Genomic DNA, 20,113 nt, shown 5'->3' with positions numbered 1-20,113 from the left:
GACGAGGCGTGAGATCGCAGGGAAGAGGAGCGCGCCGATGATCATGGCGATCAGGTAGATGCCGATGATGAGGCTCGTCTGGAAGCCGGTCGTGCCGAGGCCGAACCCTGCGGCGGCCGGATCGGTGCGCGCGAAGGTCGACAGCGGTGCCTGTGACCCGAGCACGCTCACGCCGAACAGGCCCGCCGTCAGGAACACGGGACCGAGCGCGGGGGAGCGGAACATGCGCACGTCGATGAGCGGGTCGTGATGGCGCAGTTCCCACAGGGCGAACGGCACGACCAGCGCCACGCCGACGAGCGTGACCCCCCACGAGAACAGATCTGTCGGGCCGTTGATGCGCAGCAGGCTCAGCCCGCCCGTGAAGGAGAGCAACGCCAGAGAGATCAGCACGAGTCCGACGGTGTCGAGGCGGCCGCCGGTGGTCTCGGGCGATTCGCGCACACCGAACAGGACGACGAAGAAGCAGGCGACCACCGCGACGGCGGGGATCGCGAGCACCAGCTGCAGGGGCAGCGCGTCCACGAGCGCACCGCCGATGAGTGCGCCGGAGATCGCGCCGATCTCGAGCGCCGCGACGAGCAGGCCGGCCGCACGTGCGGTGAGCACAGCGCGCCCCTCGCGGCCGCGCGTGCGCGACCAGATGAGGGCGATCTCCAGCGGCAGCCAGACCACGTAGAAGCCCTGCAGCGTCCACGCCGCAAGGAAGACCGGGAACGAGTCGGTGAACGGCAGCGCCGCCGACGCGGCTGCGGTCAGTGCGGTCGAGATGAGCAGCATCCGCTTGTGTCCGACCATGTCGCCGAGCTTGGCGAAGGCGGGCACGACCAGCGCCGAGAGCATCAGCTGGGTTCCCTCGAGCCAGTTCACGTCGGCATCGGGAATGGACAGATGCCGGGCGATGTCGGTGAGCATCGGGGTGTAGTAGCCCTGCAGCACGCCGCTCGTGAACTCGACGAAGGCCAGGAATCCGACGACGCCCGCCAGGGCGCCCAAGCTCACGCGCGCAGACATCGCGCTCCTTCCACTGGTCCGGGTGGGTTCACTGTATCGGCGGGTGCGCCGCGCCGTGGGCGTCACACGCGCGCCGCGGTGACGGCGGGGAATGGCAGGGGCGCGGCATCCGTTGTATTCTGAAACGCTCGGATGCCTCGCGCTTCCGATCGCCCGCAAGGGCATGGCAACTCCACAGTGCGACAGCGGCCCCTCACCGAGGGAACATGGGGATGATCGGTTTCGACATCGCCTGCGAATCTGCGAGAAGCGGGCCGAGGATGCAGGGTTATCTCGTGAACGCCCCCTGCGAACCAATAACTGCCAACAAGTCGCAGTCCGACTTCGCCCTCGCTGCCTGAGCAGCGAGCCCGAGTCCGTCAGTCCGTATGTGATTCCGATACGGGTCCTGGCGTCATCTAGGAATCTTGCTTCGTAACCTCGCCTGAGGGTTGCGAGGGACTCTTTCAGGATGAGTCCGTCGACGCAGGTGTCTGTGACAAGCGTCGGGACTGAGAACACGTCTGCACAGACTGTGCCCGGAGAAGGCGCAGAGACCCAGCGATGGACGGGGGTTCGATTCCCCCCATCTCCACCATCGCCGCTGTCGCACTGGGAGTGGCCGCCACTCAGAGGTCTATGATCGCCGCGTGCAGCTGGTAGTCGCGTGCCCGCACCATGTGGTCGGCCATGAGCCGTTGCGCGGCCTGTGCGTCGCCCTGCAGCACCGCGTCGAGGATCGCCAGATGCTCGGCCTGGGATTGTTGTGTGCCGGCGATCGACCGCGGCCACGGACGCTCGTGCAGCAGGATCATGATCTCGGCGCGCTCGACGAAGTCGACGAGCGCGGGATTGTGCGACGCCTCGATGAGTGTGCGGTGCCACGCGCGGTGGTGCTCGGCCGCTTCCTCGTCGGTCGCCTGGTCCGCGCGGCGCAGCAGCTCGACCATGCGCCCGCGTTCCAGAGGCGTGGCGCGATCGGCGGCGAGAGCGGCTGCCGACGACTCGAGCGCGATGCGGATGTCGAAGTAGTCGAGCACCTCCTGCGTCGACCGCGTGCGCACACGGTAGCCGCGCGCCTCGCGCACGAGGATGCCGTCGCGCTCGAGCATCGCCAGCGCCTCGCGGATCGGCGTGCGCGAGGTGCCGAGCTCATCGGTGAGCGCGCTTTCGTAGAGCCGGGTGTCGGCGCCGATCTCCCCGCTCAGGATGAGGGCGCGCAGTGTCGCGTGGTGATCGACCGCGGCGGTCGACCTCCGGGTCTTGGTCGTCACGTGGTGCCCCCTGCTGCCGTGCGGCGTGTGTGCGGATCGTATCAGCGCCCTCGTCGGCGCCGACAAGTGGTCAGAGCGCGATGCGCCAGTGCGGGTGATCGGCCTTCAGGGCCGGCTCGCCGTCGCCGAACAGGGCCTCGCGAAGGGTGCGCGCGCCGTGCTCCCGCTCGGGCAGAACGCCGCGGCGGCGCAACTCCGGCACGACGTATCGGATGATGTCGTCGAATGTGCCGGGACGCACCGCGTAGGCGAGGTTGAAGCCGTCGAGGTCCGCGACCTCCGCCCAGCGCTCGAGCTCGTCGGCGACCGTCGCCCCCGAGCCGACGATGGTCGGTCCCATCCCACCCACGGCCATGTACTCCGCGACCTCACGCAAGGTCCAGGTGCGGTCCGGGTCGGCCGATGCGAAGAACTTCGCCGAGAACTGCGCGCCGTTGGAGGCGATGTCGGTGAGCGGGATGTCGGGGTCGAGGTCCGCGACATCCACTCCGACCGGCCCCGCGAACTGCACCATCGCGCCGCCGTAGTCGGCGTAGCGCTGCAGGTCGGCGAACTTGGCCCGGGCGATCTCGTCGGTCTCGCCGGTCACGATCGTCGCAACCGCGAGCACCCGCACCGATTCGCGTGCGCGCCCGGCCGCCTCGGCGGCGGCGCGCACGTTCGCAACGATCGGGGCCAGCACCTCGGGGCGGGTGCCGTGCACGAAGACGCCCTCGGCGTGCTCCGCCGCGAACCGCTGCCCGCGCGACGACGATCCCGCCTGGAAGAGCACCGGGGTGCGCTGCGGCGACGGCTCCGCGAGGAACTCGTCGGGCACCGAGAAGTAGCGGCCCTCGTGACCGATCGGCCGTACGAGCTCGGGGTCGACGTAGACGCCGCGCTCCTTGTCGACGACGGCCGCGTCGGCATCCCACGACAGCTCCCACAGCTTGTGCGTCACTTCCAGGAACTCGTCGCCGAGGTCGTAGCGCTCGTCGTGCGCCAGCTGTTCGCCGCGCCCGAGATTGCGCGCCGCGCTGTCGAGGTACGACGTCACGATGTTCCAGCCGACCCGCCCGCCGCTGAGGTGGTCGAGGCTCGCGAGGCTGCGCGCGAACGTGTAGGGGTGCGTGTAGCTCACCGAGGATGTCACCGCGAAACCGAGGCGCTCCGTCACCGCCGCCATCGCCGACACGAGCGTCAGCGGGTCGCCGATCGGCACCTGGCTGGCCGTGCGGAGGGCTTCGTCGGGGCCGCCCTTGTAGACGTCGAGCACGCCGAGCACATCGGCGAGGAAGATCGCGTCGAAGCCCGCTGCCTCGAGATCTCGGGCCAATCGGGTCCAGTACGTCAGTGAGCGGTACGCCCGCGAGTCGTCCTGCGGGTGCTGCCACAGGCCAGAGGCGATGTTGCCGGGCGAGAAGTTCTCGAACGCGTTGAGGTGCAGTCGGCGAGGCATGCGTCTCCTTGTCAGACGGCCGCAGGAAGCGCGGCGAGCTCGGTGGCGGCCGCGGCGAGGTCCACGCGGACCCCTTCTGCGGTCACGGCGAGGGCGAGGGAGGTCAGATCGGCGGCGATCGTGGCGAAGCCGGCGCGAGGACCGGTGTGGTTCAGACGCAGGTGGCCGGCGGGCACGTCGCCTACCCCCGCGGTGATGCCGGAGCCGCGGGCGGACGTCGCGCGCAGCACGCGGGAGCGGTCGGTGCCGTCGGGGAGCAGGATGCCGGTCATGAGGCCGGAAGCCTCCTCGACGCCGCGGGCCCACGGCTGCAGTCCGAGCGCGGTGACGGCGCGGAACGTGGCCTCGGCCGCCGCGCGGTGCCGCGCCACGAGTGAGGCGTGGCCCTCCAGCTCGACGCGGGTGATCGCGGCATCCAGCGCCCACAGCTCGAGCGAGGGGGCGGTGCCGGGGATGCGGGTGCGGTCGGTGGTGAGCCAGTCCCGCTGCAGGTCGAGCAGCGAGACGGCCGAGAGGGCCGCGGTGGGAGTGGTGCGTCGAAGTGCGTTCCAACCCGCGGGGCTCACGGTGATCGTCGAGATCGCCGAGGGGCCGGACCATCCCTTCTGCGGGCCTGCGACCAGGATGTCGATGCCGTCGGACGTCACGTCGACCGGCTCGGCGCCGACCGAGGCGACGGCGTCGACGACGGTGAGGGCGCCGGCTGCGCGGGCGAGGGACAGCAGCGTGGAGAGCGGGTTGACGATGGCGGTCGCGCCCTCTCCGTGCACGAGGCTGACGACAGTGAACGCCTCCTGCGCGAGGGCCGCGGCGACGCGTTCCGTCTCGATCGCGCCGCCCGCCACGAGTGGGGCGAGTGTCGTCACCTCGGCGCCGCTCTGCGCCAGCCACTCGCCGAAGAGGCCGCCGTAGTGGCTCGTCACGATGTTCAGGACGCGCTGCCCGGCGTGTCCGACCTCGCGGGCGACGGCTTCGAGCGCGACGATGGCCTCGCCCGGAACGATGACGGTGTCGTGCACGTCTGACGCGCCCACCAGTGCACCGATGCGGTCGCTGAGCAGTGCGTAGCGTGCGGCGGGGAACGCGGGAACGTCCCAGAGCGGATGCCACGGCGCGGCCAGTGCTGTTGTCATTCGTGCGTCCTTCCGCGGCGTCGCCTCGGTGATCGGGCGTCCCGTGACGAAGTGTTTCTCGTCGTCAACAATGTATACACGCGTGCGCATTACGCTTCCCCAGGGTTACCGCACATGACTTCCGCGCCACCGAACACCCATCCCGGCGCGCACCAGAGAAGAGGACATCCATGGCACTTCGTGTCGCACGTTGGGGAGGGATCGCCGCCGCCGGTATCGTCGCGGCCCTGGCTCTCTCCGCCTGCTCCGGGTCGGCCGCCTCGGCCCCCACGAGCGCATCGCCGGTCGCCGGCGGCTCCATCACGATCGCGCGGCTCGGTGCGGAGGTGACGAACCTCGACCCGGTGCCCGACACGCTGACCAGCAACAACGCGTACACGCTGGACAAGATCTTCGACACGCTCGTCATCCAGGACGACAAGGGCGGCATCCAGCCCCGTTTGGCCCAGTCGTACACGACATCCTCGGATGGACTCACCTGGACCTTCACGCTGCACCCCGACCTCACGTTCTCGGACGGCAGCGCCCTCACGTCGGCGGACGTCGTCTACTCGATCAAGCGCCATCTGTCGAAGGGCGGTGCGCTGCCGCTGTCGGCGCCCATCACCGACGTGACCGCCCCCGACGCCGGCACCGTCGTCGTCACGCTCTCGAAGCCGTTCTCGCCGCTGCTCGCCGAGCTGTCGACGTTCTCGTCGGGGATCGTGCCGAACAACCTCAAGGGCGAGTCGGAGGCGACGTTCTTCGCGAACCCGGTCGCCAGCGGCCCGTTCACCGTCGGCACCTGGGACAAGACGGGTGGGTCGATCACGCTCGTCAAGAACACCCACTACTGGCAGCCCGGCAAGCCGTACCTCGACTCGGTGACCTACCTGGTCGCCGGTGACGACGCCCAGCTCGCGTCGCTCGTGAAGTCGGGCCAGGCACAGATCTCCGAGGGCATCGCCCCGGCGAGCGTGGCGGACCTGAGCTCCGACACCGCCGTGACGCTGCAGAGCATCTCGAGCTGGAACCAGGACGAGATCTTCTTCAACACGGCCGCGGCGCCCTTCAGCGACCGCAATGCGCGACGTGCGGTGGCGCAGGCCATCGACCGCGCGGCGCTCGCGAAGAACACGACCTTCGGCACCGCGACGACCGGCACGACCTACATCCCGAGCACGGTGAAGTACTCCGACCAGTCGGCGACGATCCTCCCGTTCGACATCGACCAGGCCACGAAGGATGTCGCGCAGGCGAACCCCGTTCCGACGACCGCGACGCTGCTCGTCGAGAGCGGATCGCAGTCGCGCGACCAGCAGGCGCAGATCATCCAGTCGCAGCTGGCGAAGATCGGCATCACTGTGAAGATCGACTCGGTGGACAGCGCGACCTTCTGGACGCAGTTCCCCGCGGGCAACTACCAGTTCGCCCTGACGACGGTGATCGCCGACACGTCCGATCCCGACAACGTGACGACTTGGCAGGTCGACGCGAAGGGCCCGTCGAAGGCGTTCTTCACCGGCTACGACAACACGCAGGTCAACGACCTCGCCGAGCAGGGTCGCACGACCCCGGACGGCGACGCGCGCAAGGCGATCTACGCCCAGCTGCAGGAGATCGTGGCGCAGGACGTGCCGAACCTGTCGCTCGACTACACGGCGCAGATCACGGCGACCGCCAGCTCCATCAACGGCCTCGTGGTCGTGCCCAACGGCACCTCGCTCCTCGACGGAGTGTGGATCGCCAAGTGAGATACGGTGGGGCGGCTCGAACGGTCGCCCCACCGTTCCCCCGAGGAGAACCGTGATCCTACGCATCATCGGCGTCGCCGCCCGCGGCCTCGCCGTGGCGGTCGGCGTCGTCCTCGCCTCGTTCGCGCTCATCCTGGTCATCCCCGGTGACCCGGTGAGCGCGCTGCTCGGCGCCCACGTCACACCGGCGGCGGCGGGGACACTGCGCACCGCCCTCGGGCTGGACCAGCCCTGGTGGGTGCGGCTCGGCGACTACGTCGTCGGGGTGTTGCACGGAGACCTCGGCACGTCGCTGTCACTCGGGGTGCCGGTCGCTCCGCTCGTCATCGGTCGCGCCGGCCCCACGGTGCTGCTCGCCGGCATCGCGCTCGTCCTGGCCCTCGCGTCGGCTCTGCTGCTCGCGGTGGCGGCCACCCGACGCCCCGGCGGAGCGATCGACCATGGGGTTCGGCTGCTCACCACGGCCGGCATCGCCGTGCCGGGTTTCTGGTTCGGTCTGGTGCTCATCCTGATCTTCGCGGTGAACCTCCGTGTGCTCCCGGCCGGCGGGCTCGGGCGCTCACCGGCGGAGTTCGCGGCATCCCTGGTTCTCCCGGTCATCGTCGCGGCCGCGGCGATCGTGCCCGTGCTCACCCGGAGTCTGCGCACCGAGATGCTCGACACGAAGGACGCCGACTTCATGGTCTCCGCCCGCGCGGTCGGCTTCTCGCCCGCCTTCATCACCTGGCGCCGGCTCATCCCGAACTCGCTGCTGCCGATGATCGCTCTCGCGGGCACGAACTTCGCCGTGCTGCTCGGCGGCACGTTCATCGTCGAGCGGGTGTTCTCCATCAACGGCGTCGGCTCACTCCTGTTCGACGCGATCTCGGCCCGCGACGCCCCGCTCATCCAGGGAATCGTGCTGTTGACCGGGCTCGTGGTCGTGGTCGTGACGACGCTGACCGACATCGTCGTGCGTCTCGTCGACCCTCGGGTGCGCCGCGCGAGGAGCACCCGATGAGCGCCGAGGCGGGGATCGCCACCCCGACCCGTCGACGGGAGTCCGTGTGGCGGCAGCCCGCCCTCGTCGTGGGGCTGGTGATGATCGGCGTGATGGTGCTGATCGCCGTGGCCGCACCGCTGCTGACCCCGTACGACCCGAACGCTCAGGACCTCTCCGCGGGGTTCCTTCCGCCGGGGGGTGCGCATCCACTCGGCACCGATCAGCTGGGCCGCGACATCTGGGCGCGCATCGCATACGGGGCGGCGACCGATGTGCGCATCGGCGTGTTCGGCATCCTCCTGCCGGCGACGATCGGATCGGTGCTCGGTCTCGTCGCGGGCTATTTCGGCGGCGTGGCGGATGCGATCATCGGCTACCTCGTGGACGTCGTGCTGACGTTCCCCTTCTACATCCTCGCTCTCGCCCTCGTCGTCTTCCTCGGCCCGGGCGAGCTCTCGATCTACGTCGCCCTCGCCGCGGTCGCGTGGGTGCACTACGCGCGACTCACCCGCAGTGTGACCCTCGGTCTGCGTCAACGGCCCTGGGTCGAGGCGGCGCGCGCCGGCGGGCTCGGTCACGGACGCGTGATCTTCCGGCACATCCTGCCGAACCTCTGGAACCAGATCGTCACCCTCGCCCTCTCCGAGGTCGTCTTCGTGATCCTCGCGGTCGTGACGCTGAGCTATCTGGGTCTCGGCGTGCAGGCACCGACGGCCGAATGGGGGCGCATGATCTCGGACGGCCGGCAGTTCCTGACCACGAACTGGTGGGTGTCGGTGTTCCCGGGGCTCGCTGTCTTCTGGACGGGTCTCGGCTTCGCGCTGCTCGCCGACGGCTATGCGGACTACCGACGGGTGCGACTGTGAGCGCGGGGCTCGAGCTGTCGGGGCTGCGTCTGGTCGAGAGGGGAGGCGCGCCCCTCGTCGAGGTCGCCGAGCTGCGGGTCGCGCCGGGCGAGAGCCTGGGCATCGTGGGGGAGTCCGGCTCGGGCAAGAGCCTGCTGCTGCGCTCGCTCATCGGCCTGCTGCCCGACGGTGTGCGCCGCGCGGCGGGTGAGGTGCGTCTGGACGGTGCACCGGTACACGGCCACGCCGACGTGCGCGGCCAGATCGGCCTGGTGCTGCAGGACCCCGGCTCGGCGCTCGACCCGGTTCGGCGCGTGGGCGCGCAGATCGCCGACGTGCGGCGCGCCGTGCGCGGGCTTCCGAGGGCGGTCGCGGCATCCGATGCCGTCGCCCTGCTCGACCGGGTCGGCATACGGGATGCCGCGGCCACCGCGCGTCTCTACCCGCACGAGCTGTCGGGCGGGATGCGTCAGCGTGCCGCGATCGCTGTGGCGCTCGCGGCGGAGCCGCGTTTCCTGCTGTGCGACGAGCCGACGACCGCGCTGGATGTGACCGTGCAGCAGCGTGTGCTCGACCTGCTGTCGTCGCTGCGGGCCGAGGGGCTCGGGCTCGTGTTCGTCTCCCACGACCTGCCCGTGGTCGCGCAGGTGAGCGAGCGCATCATGGTGATGCGGCACGGCCAGGTGATCGAGTCCGGCGTGACCGACGAGGTCATCGCGGCGCCCGCATCGGACTATTTCTCCGAGCTCATCGCCGAGGCCCGCGCACTGGAAGGAGGCTCTGATGGCTGAGCTGGTGCTCGACGGCCTCCAGGTCGCCTACCGCGGCCGAACGGTCGTGCACGGCGTCGACGCGGTGTTGCGTCCGAGCCGCATCGTCGGGCTGATCGGCGAGAGCGGATCGGGGAAGACGTCGATCGGTCGCGTCGTGGCCGGGCTGCAGCCCGCGTCGGCCGGGCGTCTGGTGTGGCGTGAGGATGCCCCCGGGGGCACCGCATCCGATCGTCGACGTGCTCGCACCCGGGTGCAGATGGTGTTCCAGGATCCCTCACTGGCACTCAACCCGCTGCGCACGATCGACAGCGTGCTGCGGGAGCTGCTGCGGCGCACCCGCCCCCGGCGATCCGCCGCGGAGCGGGAGACGGCGCTCAATGATCTGCTCGAGTCGGTCGCGCTGACCCCCGAGCTCGCCCGCCGCCGCCCCGGCCACCTCTCAGGCGGACAGCGTCAGCGCGCCGCTATCGCCCGCGCGCTCGCGGTGGATCCCGAGGTGCTCGTCGCCGACGAGCCGACGTCGGCGCTGGATGTCTCGGTGCAGGCCGAGATCCTCGAGCTGCTGGACGAGCTCGCCCGACGCCAGGGACTCGCGATCGTGCTCATCACGCACGACCTGCGCGTCGTCGAGCGGCTGGCAGACGAGGTCATCGTGCTCGAGCAGGGCCGCGTGCAGGAGCAGGGCGCCGTGGCCGACGTGCTGCGGCGCCCGACGTCCGCCTACACCCGAGCGCTCATCGACGCGGTCCCGCGGCTCGACGGCGGCGCGCACCGCTGAGGCGACGTGGCGCACAGGTCAGCGAGGTGCGCGTGAGTGACTCGGGTCGACGCCGGAGGCCGCAGCCGGATCGCCCGGGTCAGGTCCCGATGCCGGAACGGAAGACGCGTGTGACGGTGGGCGCGCCGGGGGCATCCAGTCCGCGCAGCGCGACCGCATCGAAGACGCCGCCGACACTGAGCACTCCCGCGGAGGGGTCGCCTTCGACGAGAGTCGCGCCCGCCCGCGTGGCGGCGACCAGCACCTCGGCGGCCGACAGGCCCACCGCGCGCAGTGCGGCGAGCTCCTCCGCGATGCGGCCGTGCTGCTGCGGCGTGCCGAAGTCCGTGCCGACGGCGACCGTCGCCCGCGCGTCGAGGGCGTCGCCCACGGCCCGGGGATGCGCCTCGACGACCGCCTCGGCCCGCGCGCGCAACGGCGCCGGCAGGTCGACGGGGGAGGCGGCATCCGTCAGCAGCTGGTAGATGCGCAGGGTCGGCACGATCGTGACGCCCGACGCGGCGGCGGTATGGGCCTGAGCCGGCGTGAGGAAGATCGCGTGCTCGATCGAGGCGACCCCCGCGTCGAGGGCGTCGTCGATGGCCGCGCCGCCCCAGGCGTGCACCATGACGCGCAGCCCGTGCGCGGCGGCCTCCTCGGTCGCCGCGCGTACCGTCTCGCGCGAGAACCGGGGGACGAGCTCGAGGGCATCGGCGTCGCCCAGGCCGCCCGTCGCGGCGAGCTTGACCCAGTCGGCGCCGTCGTCGGCCAGCGCGGCGACGACCCGCCGCATCGCGTCAGCGGTCGGCGCGTCGGTCGCCGTGATGATGCGGTGGCTGAGCGACAGCCTCGGAGCCGATGCCGGGTCGGATGCCGCGCGACGCCGCAGCGTCTCGTCGGCACCGCCCGCATCGCGCAGCAGGGTGACGCCGGAGCGGAGCGTGCGGGTCAGGGCGTCGGACACCAGAGCTTCAGTGCGGACCGAGTCGATGTCCGCCCGCTCGCTGTCGTGGAACGCCGCCCACGCGATGTGGCAGTGGGCGTCGACGAGCCCCGGTGCGAGCACCTCGTCGACGAGACGCACCACGCGCCCGGCGGGTGGCGCATCCACCGTCGCACCGAACGCGGCGATCCGCCCGTCGATGACCCGGACCCCTGGGTTCGGCACGATCGTGCCGTGCGCGTCGAGCAGTCGCCCGCCGACGATCAGAAGCGGTGCCGCCGGGTCGACGAGATCGACCACCGGCTCGGAGGAGGGGGCGTCGTCGGCAGTGCTGTGCATCTCGCCGCCAGCCTACGGCCGCGCGCGGGCCGTCATCGTGCCGTTCGGCATGATTTCCTCGACTAGCGTGGACACCGTGGGAGCGGGGTGGGTGCGTCGCGTGCTGGTCGTGGAGGACCAGGCGGCGCTGCGCACGCTCGCGTGCGAGCTGCTCACCCGCAACGGCTGGGATGCGACCGGCGCGGCATCCGCCGATGAGGCCATGCGACTGTTCGCCGAGGTCGATCCCGACGCCCTCGTGACCGACATCGACCTGGGCAGTCGTCCCAACGGCATCGACCTCGCCCAGACGCTCCACCGACTCGCTCCGCACCTCGGCATCGTCTTCCTCTCGAGCTACCCGCGCGCCGCCGCGGGCGCCGAGCCGCTCGGAGTGGCGGGTGCCGTGTTCGTCAGCAAAGACGCGCTCACCTCGCCCGCGGTGCTCTTCGAGGCGCTCGAGACGGCGCTGTCGACCCACCCGTCACCGGCGCCGACCGTCGCAGCGCCCGTCGCCGACAAGCTCGGTACCCTCACGCGGCACCAGATCGACGTGCTCGCGATGATCGCGCGCGGCTGGTCGAACGAGCAGATCGCCGAGGCATCCGGAGCAACGGTCCGCGCCGTCGAACGGTCGATCAGCCGCATCTTCGAGCGGATGCGCCTCACCGGCGATCCTGCTGTGAATCCCCGCGTCGCCGCGGCTGCCGCCTACATCTCCGCCTTCGGACCCGTGCGATGAGACGACTGGCGTCGGCCGTCGTCCACGTGGTCGGCGGCGGCGCCTACGTCTCGATCTGGACGCTCGCGGTCGCCGTCGCGCTCTCGCTCACCGTCGTGAGCCCCGCCGGCGACCTGTCGCCGGATGAGGCGTTCGACGGGTTCGTCGTGTCGCTCATCGGCGCGCTGGTCTTCGGCCTCCTGCTCGGGCTCGTCGCCGTCCTCGAACGGAACATCCCGACGCCACGGGGTCGTGCTACCGCCGTGCTCGCCGGCGTGGCCGTCGCTGCCGCCGCGCGACCGCTCGTGCAGGACGCGGCGCTGCGTGCCGCGGGATTCCCGGGCGACTCGGTCGAGGTTCTCGCGTTCCGCGTCGCCACGAACCTCATCGTGTGGCTCGTGACGCTGTCCGTCACGGCGCTCGTCGTCGACGCGATCCGTTCCCGCCGGCGCGTCAACGCGCTGCTTCGCTCGGTGCGGGCCGAGCTCGCAGCAGCGCAGCAGAGCACGGAGGCCTACGATCGTGCGGCCCGGGCGCTCGTCGTGCGCGTCGTCGACGACGCCCGCACGCGCCTCGCCCAATGGAACGACCCGCCCACTGTCGAGCAGGTGCGCGCCTTCGCAGCCGACGCAGCCCGCGCGGAAAGTCATGAACTGGCCGATCTCGCGGCGGCCGAGCCGCCCCGGATGCCCGGTGAGCTCGACGTGCGTCGCGCGCGACTGTTCGGCCTGCGCCTGCCGCCGGTCGGCCTCGTCGGCCTCGTCTACCTGGTCTTCATGCTTCCCTATGCAGTGCGGGCGGCGACCCCTGCGGTACTCGTGATCGGCGCCGTGTTCCTCGTGATCGGATCGCTCGCCACCGACTACCTGCCCCGCCGCCTGTCGGTGCTCAGTGGCGGCAGAGCGCGCGCCGGAGTCTTCCTCGGAGTCTCCGTCCTCACCGGCTTCGCGCTGTCGCTCGCCTCTGTGCTCGGTGGACTGACCGGCATACGGGTGCTGATCCCCGCCCTCGCGTTCCCGTTGATCGCGTTCGCGTTCGCGATGCTCGCCGCCGTCGTGCACGCGCTGCAGGTCGAGCAGCGCCGCCTCTCCCACGCCGTGGCCTCCCAGCAGCGGGCGCTGCGCCGCGGCACCGCCCCCGCTCGGGCGGCGTTGACGGATGCCGCCCAGATCCTCCATCGCGACGTGCAGGCCCGCTGCGTGCTGCAGCTGCAGACGCCGAGCGCAGGCATCGCGGCCGACATCGACGAGCTGCTCGCGCAGGCCGCCGACGTGTTCGCGCGCCCGGCGCCGCCCGTCGGGGCGGAGGCCGTCGACCAGGTCATCGCCACCTGGGCGCACGTGATCGCCGTCGACGTGCGCATCGACGACGACGCCCGCGCCGCGCTCGACGGCGATGGCACGCTCGCGCGGGACGCCTACGACATCGTCGCCGAAGGGCTTCTCAACGCGGTCAAGCACGCCGACGCACGCCGGGTGGGGGTGAGCGTCGACCTCACATCCACGGGTGCCGGGCGGATGCTGCGTCTCGCCGTGCGCTGCGAGGGCATCCTGCCGCGGGGGGCCGCGCTGCGCCCGGCATCCCACGTGCGCTCCCTCGGCGCCGAGCTCGTGCAGGTGGCAGACAGCGTGGTGCTGCGGGCGCTTCTCGTGGTCGATCCGGGCGGATCGCGGCATCCTGTCGTGTCAGCCGTACATCCCGCCTGAGCGCTCGGAGAGGGCGGATAGCTTCGGGCTATCGCACCCCAGACCAACGCTCAAGGAGACCCCGTCATGTTGGACGCCACCACCATCACCGCCCCCGCCGGAACCTTCCGCGGCGCCACCGCCGCGAACGTCACGTCGTGGCGGGGCATCCGCTACGCGGAGGCGCCGATCGGCCCGCTGCGCTGGCGCGACCCGGTGCCGGCCGCCCCGGTCGAGGGCGTCGTGGACGCGCTCGCCTACGGCCCGGTCTGCCCGCAGCCGGTGAACCCGTCGATCCCCCTCGGCACCGACATCGTGCAGAGCGAGGACTGCCTCTCGCTCAACGTGTGGGCGCCCGCCGACGCTGCCGGCCCGCTGCCGGTGATGGTCTGGCTGCACGGCGGTGCGTACACGTTCGGTTCGTCGAGCCAGCCGCTGTTCGACGCGACGTCGATCGTGACGAGCGGCCAGGTCGTGATCGTGACGGTGAACTACCGTATCGGCGCGCTCGGCTTCCTCGACCTCAGCGAACTGCTGCCCGAGGGCGGCTTCGACCGCAATCTCGCCCTCAAGGACGTGCTGACGGCCCTCCGCTGGGTGCAGACGAACATCTCCGCCTTCGGCGGTGACGCGTCCCGCGTGACCGTGTTCGGCGAGTCCGCGGGGGGCGGCCTCGTCACCACGCTCCTTGCCGTGCCGTCCGCCGAGGGTCTCTTCCACCGCGCGATCGCCCAGTCGTCGCCGGCATCGAGCATGTACGGTCCGGGACGCGCCCGTGCCGTCGCGGAGCGCTTCGTCACCGAGGCGGGCCTCGACGGTGCCGCAGTGACGGCACTGCGCGAGCTGCCCGTCGAGGAAGTCGTGCGGGTCGGCCAGGCCGTCTACGCCGCCGTCCCCTCGACCGACCCGGGCACACTCGCCTTCGCCCCGATCGTCGACGGCGACCTGCTGCCCGAGGCTCCCGTCGACGCGCTCAGCGAGGGCCGCGGCATCCCGGTTCCGCTCATCATCGGGACGAACAAGGACGAGGCGTCGCTGTTCAAGTTCATGAAGTCGCCGCTGATCCCGATCACGGACGACCGCATCCAGCAGATGTTCACGGACATGGCCGCCGATGACCCGTCCATCGACATGCCGCCGATCGAGCAGGTGCGCGGAGCCTACGAGCACGCCCGCCAGGGCGCGATCGGTCTCGGCATCGCCCGCGACATCGGCTTCCGCATGCCGACGCTGTGGGTGGCCGAAGGTCACAGCCGCGTGGCACCGACCTACCTCTACCGCTTCGACCACAGTGCGCCCTTCCTGCGCCTGATCGGTCTCGGCGCGACACACGCGACCGAGCTGCCCTACCTGTGGGGCAACCTCACGAGCGGCCCGAAGGACCCGACGTTCAAGCTCGGCGGCAAGCGCGCCGCGATCGAGATCTCGCAGCGCATGCAGGAGCGGTGGACCCGGTTCGCCTACGGCCAGGAGCCCACGGCCGACGGTGCGGTCGACTGGCCGCGCTACGATGCCGCCGCGCGCGACACCCTCGTGATCGAGCACACCGACTCGGTCGTTCCCGACCTGGACGCGGCCCTGCGCAGCGCCTGGGGCGACGAGGTGCTCTCGTTCAGCTGACCTGCGACACCACCGGCCGCCGCACCCGCGCGACCACCGCGACGACACCCTCGCCTGCGGCGGAGAGCACGAGTGCGGCGGCCGCGGCCGCGGTGACGATGAGGAATCCGGATGCCGCGCCCTGCGCGTCTATCCATGCCCCCGCGATCATCGACCCGAGCGGGATGCCGATGCCCGAGCCGATCGAGGGATAGGCGAGCAGCTCCGTGACGCGGTCGCGATCGACACGCGACTCCAGCAGGGCGAAGCCGGCGACCAGGAGCGGACCGACAAGCAGCCCGAACAGCAGCACGACCCCGATCAGCACGAGCCCCCGGGCGGCCAGCGGCAGCATGACGGCCGCGGCCGCCACCAGCGCGGTGAGCGCGAGCCACCGGGCCCGTGCCGACGGGCGCAGCGTCAACGCGCCGTAGACGATCGCACCGACGGTGTTGCCGAGGGCGAACGCCGCCATCAGTACGCCCGTGAGCCATGCGCCGCCGAGCTCGGCGGCCCATGCGACGGCAGTGATGTCGAACGCGCCGAACATCGCGCCGACGCCGATCCAGGCGACGACGAGCGGCAGGATGCCGAGGGGCGGCACGAGACGCGCGCTGCGCTCCCGGCCGCGCGGGATGGGCTGTGAGCGGGTGAGAACGCCGAGCCAGGCGAGTCCGACGGCACCGATGACGACGATCACCGCCAGGCCCGACGCGGGAGCCGCGGCGACCGCGATCACCGTCACGAGCGGCGGCGCGAGCACGTAGAGGATCTCGTCGACGATCGTCTCGATGGCGAATCCGCTCTGTCGATCGTCTCCGGCCAGGAGCGCGGTCCACCGCGCACGCACCGCGGGACCGACATCGAGGCAGCACACCCCGGCGATCGCCGCGAGCCCGAACCACGTCCACACCGGCCACCGCCACAGCACCGCGCCGGTGAGGAGGGCGGTGGACACGATCAGAGCCGCCGCGGACGCCAGCAGGGGCAGGCGCTGTCCCACGCGATCCATCGCGCGCGCCCACACGGGTCCCGCGAGCGACAGCCCGACGACGAACGTCGCGGCGATCGCACCGCCGAGCGCGTAGCTTCCGCTCGCGCCCGACACGAGCAGGATCGCGCCGAGCGAGAGCGCTCCCCGGGGAAAGCGGGCGAGCAGCCCCGCGAGGGAGAACCACGGAGCGCCGGGGGCGATGAGCGCACGGCGATAGCGATCGAGGTCGATTGCGGTCATGACGACCCGGCCTGTTCTGGCCGGTCGAACTCGGGAGACTCCCTCGGGACAATCGCCGGCGTCGTCAGTCTAGGCACGCGCGCGAGGCCGTCGAGCGGGCGGGGAGGCGGCGGCATCCGGGTTTTCGATCAGGGTTACAGCGGCGACACATGAGCGAAACACCCGATCCCTAACTTGAGCGTTGTTGAGCGCATCAACATTCGCCCCGAAGACGCGGCGTCGCCACCCCTCGAGCGAAAGCGAGTCCGTCGTGACCACGGTCGCACCTCCCACCGGCTCCACCCCCCTCCCGCAGACCCGGGATCTCGTGTCGTTCACCGACGTCGAGATGAAGTTCCCCAACGGCACCGTCGCCCTCCACGGTGTCGACCTCTCCGTGCGCACCGGCGAGTTCCTCACCGTCGTCGGACCCTCCGGCTGCGGCAAATCGACGCTGCTGCGAATCGCCTCCGGACTCGAGACCGCCAGCCGCGGCACCGTCGACGTCAGCACCGACCGCATCGGCTACGTCTTCCAGGACGCCACCCTCCTCGCGTGGCGCAACGTGCAGCAGAACGTGGAGCTGCTCGCCGAGCTGAACAACCAGCCCATCCGCGTCCGCCGCCCCAAGGCTGATGCCGCGATCGACCTCGTCGGCCTCAAGGGGTTCGAGAAGCACCTGCCCAAGCAGCTCTCCGGCGGCATGCGGATGCGCGCTTCGCTCGCACGCTCGCTCACCCTCGATCCCGAGCTCTTCCTCTTCGACGAGCCGTTCGGTGCACTCGACGAGATCACCCGCGAGCGCCTGAACGACGAGCTCATCCAGCTGTTCATCGCCAAGGGCTTCGCGGGGATGTTCATCACCCACTCGGTGTCCGAGGCCGTGTACCTCTCCACGAAGGTGATCGTCATGTCGGGCCGGCCCGGCACCATCGTGAAGAGCTTCGATGTGCCGTTCGCCATGGCCGACCGCAACCCCGACATCCGATACACCCCCGACTTCGCCGAGCTCGTCGGCGAGGTGTCGCACGCGCTCCGAGAAGGGCACCGCTGATGTCCACGCCGTCCACCGAGACCTCCGCCGTGACCCCCGAGGCAGCAGTCGAGCCCGCGGTCGCCGCCGCGCACCTCGATTCCGCCGTCGAACCCGCCACCGTCGGCCCCAGCCGCAAGGCGAAGCGCACGTTCGGTCAGAAGGTCAGGCGCACGATCCTGACCCTGCTCCCGCCGCTCGGCGTGTTCGTGCTCGTGATCGCCGGGTGGTACCTCCTCAACGCCATGCAGACGCCCCAGCGGCGATTCCTCCTGCCGACGCCGGGGGAGGTGTTCGTGATGGCCTTCGACCCGTCGGTGTCGGCGGACATCATCACCGGGCTCGCCCGCACCACCGGCGTGGCGATCGTGGGACTGCTCATCGCCTCGGCGCTCGGCATCGCATGGGCTACCTGCATGGCCTTGTGGAAGTGGGTCTACAACTCGACCTACCCCTACGCCGTGGTGCTGCAGACGATCCCGATCCTCGCGCTCGTCTCGCTGATCGGCATCTGGTTCGGCCAGGAGTTCGGCGCCCGTGTCGTGGTGTGCGTGATGATCGCGCTCTTCCCGATGGTGTCGAACACCCTCTTCGGTCTGCAGTCGCTCGACAAGTCCTACCACGAGCTGTTCAAGCTGCAGAAGGCCTCCAAGTGGACCGTGCTCTCCAAGCTCATGTTCCCCGGCGCGCTGCCGTCGATCTTCGTGGGCCTTCGCACCTCCGCCGGCCTGTCGGTCGTCGGCGCCATCGTCGGCGACATGTTCTTCCAGCGCGGCGAACCGGGCCTCGGCGCCCTCATGCAGCGTTACGTGCGCCTGTTGAACATGCCCCAGCTGTTCGATGCGCTGATCGTCTCCGCGCTCCTCGGCGTCGCCATGTTCATCATCTTCGGCGCCCTCTCCAAGCTCGTCGTCGGCCGTTGGTACGAGCCGACCACCTGAGCCCCCTCAACCTGCACCACTCCCGCATCGCACCATCCGTCTCACCCGAAAGAGAGATCACATGCACACACGCACCGTTGTTCGTGCGGGCGCGATCCTGAGCGCCGTGGCCATGGCCGCGGTTCTCGCGGCGTGTTCGTCGAGCACCACCACCGGTTCCAGCGCCGCGGCCTCCGCGGAGGCCGGCACGGTCGACCTCGCCGCGGCCGGCTGCCCGTCGACCATCGTCGTCCAGACCGACTGGTGGCCCGAGTCGGAGCACGGTCACCTGTACCAGATGCTCGGCGACGACGCGACCGTCGAGGCCGACAAGAAGGCCGTCGTCGGAACGCTCTACGCCGGCGGCAAGTCGACCGGTGTGAAGCTCGAGATCCGCGCCGGTGGCGCGGCGATCAACTTCAACAACGTCGCCACCCAGATGTACACCGACGACTCGATCACCTTCGGCTACGTCACCACCGACGACCAGATCGCCAACTCGGGCAAGGTGCCCACGAAGGCCTTCTTCGCGCCCCTCGACCAGAGCCCGATCATGGTCATGTGGGACCCGGCGACCTACCCGAACGTGACCGGTGTCAAGGACATCGGCGCGGCGCTCAAGTCGACCGGCGGCTCGTGGCTGTACTTCAGCGGATCGGCCTACATGGACTACCTGATCTCGCAGGGCTACGTCGACAAGGCCAACACCGACTCGAGCTACTCGGGTGCGCCGGACCAGTTCGTGGCCGCCGAGGGCAAGAGCGTCCAGCAGGGCTTCGCCTCCGCTGAGCCGTACATCTACCAGAACGAGGTCTCGGCCTGGGACAAGCCGGTCAAGTACTCGCTCATCTCGTCGACCGGTTGGGACCCCTACCAGTCGGAGATGGTCGCCAAGACCGGTGACTTCGACAAGCTGACCCCGTGCCTCAAGGCGTTCACGCCGGTGCTGCAGCAGGCCGAGGTCGACTACTTCGCCGACCCGTCGAAGGCCAACGCCCTCATCCAGAAGGCGATCGCCGGCTACAACGCGAGCTGGAGCTACAGCCCCGGTGTCGCGGACTACGCGGTCAAGACGATGCTCGCCGACAAGATCGTCTCCAACGGAGACAACTCCACCATCGGTGACTTCAACGACGCCCGCATGGCGGACTTCTTCACCAAGGCCTCCAAGATCTACACCGATCTGGGCACGAACATCGCGCCCGGCCTGAAGGCGACCGATCTGTACACCAACGAGTTCATCGACACCTCGATCGGACTCAAGTAACACCACCCGATGCCCCCGGCCCCGCGCCGGGGGCATCGGCGTGCCCCACCCGGTCCCCCCGCCGCCGACACGCACGACCCGCACACAGAAGGATGCCCCGTGACCACGCGCTTCCATGAACTCACCGGCCCCCAGACGGCGACCGTGCTCACTCCGGCCTCGGTGCTGCTGGTGCCGATCGGCGCGATCGAGCACCACGGGCCCCACCTCCCACTGGTGACCGATGCGCTGATGGCGGAGGCCGCCGTCGAAGCCCTCGTGCCCCGTGCACGTGAGGCCGGCATCGATGCCTGGCAGCTGCCGACCCTGCAGATCGCGAAGTCCGACGAGCACTGCTGGGCGCCGGGCACGCTGTGGCTGAGCGGAGAGACACTCATGGACGTGCTCGTCGAAATCGGTCGCTCGATCACGACGACGCCCGCGCGCAAGGTCGTCTTCGTCAACGGCCACGGGGGCAACGTCGCCCTCCTGCAGGTGGCGAACCGC

General features: G+C 70.5%; 18 protein-coding genes and 1 other RNA gene. 13 read left to right on the top strand and 6 right to left on the bottom strand.

The window, feature by feature from the left end:
• Positions 1–1,014, bottom strand: a 1,014-nt coding sequence (locus ASG00_RS03990; RefSeq protein WP_235559126.1) for an MFS transporter, incomplete at its 3' end; no start/stop codon positions are given.
• A gap of 208 nt (positions 1,015–1,222) precedes the next feature.
• Between ASG00_RS03990 and ssrA the strand changes: the two genes are divergently transcribed.
• Positions 1,223–1,591: a transfer-messenger RNA gene (ssrA, locus tag ASG00_RS14310) on the top strand.
• A gap of 31 nt (positions 1,592–1,622) precedes the next feature.
• Here the strand turns inward: ssrA and ASG00_RS03985 are convergent.
• From ASG00_RS03985 to ASG00_RS03975, 3 genes are all read right to left on the bottom strand, one after another.
• Entirely contained in the window at positions 1,623–2,267 is a 645-nt protein-coding gene (locus ASG00_RS03985; protein ID WP_056207050.1) for a GntR family transcriptional regulator, read from the bottom strand.
• A gap of 70 nt (positions 2,268–2,337) precedes the next feature.
• Positions 2,338–3,705, bottom strand: a complete 1,368-nt coding sequence (locus ASG00_RS03980; protein ID WP_056207048.1) for an LLM class flavin-dependent oxidoreductase — start codon at positions 3,703–3,705, stop codon at positions 2,338–2,340.
• Positions 3,706–3,716: 11 nt separating this feature from the next.
• Positions 3,717–4,838 (bottom strand): aminotransferase class V-fold PLP-dependent enzyme, encoded by a 1,122-nt coding sequence (locus ASG00_RS03975; protein WP_056207046.1) that lies wholly within the window; start codon positions 4,836–4,838, stop codon positions 3,717–3,719.
• Positions 4,839–5,008: 170 nt separating this feature from the next.
• Here ASG00_RS03975 and ASG00_RS03970 point away from each other — a divergent pair, with 170 nt between their 5' ends.
• From ASG00_RS03970 to ASG00_RS14785, 5 genes are read left to right on the top strand one after another with little or no spacing between them, the layout of a single operon-like run.
• Positions 5,009–6,571 carry an ABC transporter substrate-binding protein gene (locus ASG00_RS03970; RefSeq protein ID WP_056207045.1) on the top strand — a complete coding sequence of 521 codons (1,563 nt, stop codon included), beginning with the start codon at positions 5,009–5,011 and terminating at the stop codon, positions 6,569–6,571.
• Positions 6,572–6,623: 52 nt separating this feature from the next.
• A complete protein-coding gene (locus ASG00_RS03965) occupies positions 6,624–7,571 on the top strand; it encodes an ABC transporter permease (protein WP_056207043.1) in 948 nt (315 codons plus the stop codon).
• Positions 7,568–8,419 carry an ABC transporter permease gene (locus tag ASG00_RS16815; protein WP_056207041.1) on the top strand — a complete coding sequence of 284 codons (852 nt, stop codon included), beginning with the start codon at positions 7,568–7,570 and terminating at the stop codon, positions 8,417–8,419. The genes ASG00_RS03965 and ASG00_RS16815 overlap by 4 nt, the downstream gene beginning before the upstream one ends.
• Complete coding sequence (locus ASG00_RS14790; protein ID WP_056207039.1) at positions 8,416–9,189, top strand: ATP-binding cassette domain-containing protein; 774 nt, start codon at positions 8,416–8,418, stop codon at positions 9,187–9,189. Before ASG00_RS16815 ends, ASG00_RS14790 begins: the two co-directional genes overlap by 4 nt.
• Complete coding sequence (locus ASG00_RS14785; protein ID WP_056207038.1) at positions 9,182–9,949, top strand: ABC transporter ATP-binding protein; 768 nt, start codon at positions 9,182–9,184, stop codon at positions 9,947–9,949. The genes ASG00_RS14790 and ASG00_RS14785 overlap by 8 nt, the downstream gene beginning before the upstream one ends.
• A 79-nt stretch (positions 9,950–10,028) precedes the next feature.
• Here ASG00_RS14785 and ASG00_RS03945 read toward each other — a convergent pair whose 3' ends face one another.
• Positions 10,029–11,210: an amidohydrolase family protein gene (locus ASG00_RS03945; protein WP_056207036.1), complete on the bottom strand. Its 1,182-nt coding sequence runs from the start codon at positions 11,208–11,210 to the stop codon at positions 10,029–10,031.
• A 67-nt stretch (positions 11,211–11,277) separates the two neighbouring features.
• On the opposite strand from ASG00_RS03945, the gene ASG00_RS03940 reads away from it, so the two are divergent.
• The 3 genes from ASG00_RS03940 (at position 11,278) to ASG00_RS03930 (ending at position 15,215) form a co-directional block, all read left to right on the top strand.
• Entirely contained in the window at positions 11,278–11,931 is a 654-nt protein-coding gene (locus ASG00_RS03940) for a response regulator transcription factor (RefSeq protein WP_235557476.1), read from the top strand.
• Positions 11,928–13,616 carry a hypothetical protein gene (locus tag ASG00_RS03935; RefSeq protein ID WP_056519908.1) on the top strand — a complete coding sequence of 563 codons (1,689 nt, stop codon included), beginning with the start codon at positions 11,928–11,930 and terminating at the stop codon, positions 13,614–13,616. Before ASG00_RS03940 ends, ASG00_RS03935 begins: the two co-directional genes overlap by 4 nt.
• A gap of 66 nt (positions 13,617–13,682) precedes the next feature.
• Entirely contained in the window at positions 13,683–15,215 is a 1,533-nt protein-coding gene (locus ASG00_RS03930) for a carboxylesterase/lipase family protein (protein ID WP_056207032.1), read from the top strand.
• Here ASG00_RS03930 and ASG00_RS03925 read toward each other — a convergent pair.
• Positions 15,208–16,428 (bottom strand): MFS transporter, encoded by a 1,221-nt coding sequence (locus ASG00_RS03925; RefSeq protein WP_056207030.1) that lies wholly within the window; start codon positions 16,426–16,428, stop codon positions 15,208–15,210. The genes ASG00_RS03930 and ASG00_RS03925 overlap by 8 nt on opposite strands.
• 250 nt (positions 16,429–16,678) lie before the next feature.
• Between ASG00_RS03925 and ASG00_RS03920 the strand changes: the two genes are divergently transcribed.
• The 4 genes from ASG00_RS03920 to ASG00_RS16810 all read left to right on the top strand — a co-directional run.
• Complete coding sequence (locus ASG00_RS03920; RefSeq protein ID WP_045248519.1) at positions 16,679–17,461, top strand: ABC transporter ATP-binding protein; 783 nt, start codon at positions 16,679–16,681, stop codon at positions 17,459–17,461.
• Positions 17,461–18,381, top strand: a complete 921-nt coding sequence (locus ASG00_RS03915; RefSeq protein WP_056207028.1) for an ABC transporter permease — start codon at positions 17,461–17,463, stop codon at positions 18,379–18,381. The genes ASG00_RS03920 and ASG00_RS03915 overlap by 1 nt, the downstream gene beginning before the upstream one ends.
• Before the next feature lie 61 nt (positions 18,382–18,442).
• Positions 18,443–19,627: a nitrate ABC transporter substrate-binding protein gene (locus ASG00_RS03910; protein ID WP_045248517.1), complete on the top strand. Its 1,185-nt coding sequence runs from the start codon at positions 18,443–18,445 to the stop codon at positions 19,625–19,627.
• Positions 19,628–19,726: 99 nt separating this feature from the next.
• Positions 19,727–20,113: creatininase family protein (locus ASG00_RS16810; RefSeq protein ID WP_235559125.1), on the top strand; the 387-nt coding region annotated here is incomplete at its 3' end.

The organism is Microbacterium sp. Leaf351, from assembly GCF_001423825.1.
In the GTDB taxonomy this organism is placed as follows: domain Bacteria; phylum Actinomycetota; class Actinomycetes; order Actinomycetales; family Microbacteriaceae; genus Microbacterium; species Microbacterium ginsengisoli.
This window is presented reverse-complemented; position numbering and strand designations above follow the sequence as displayed.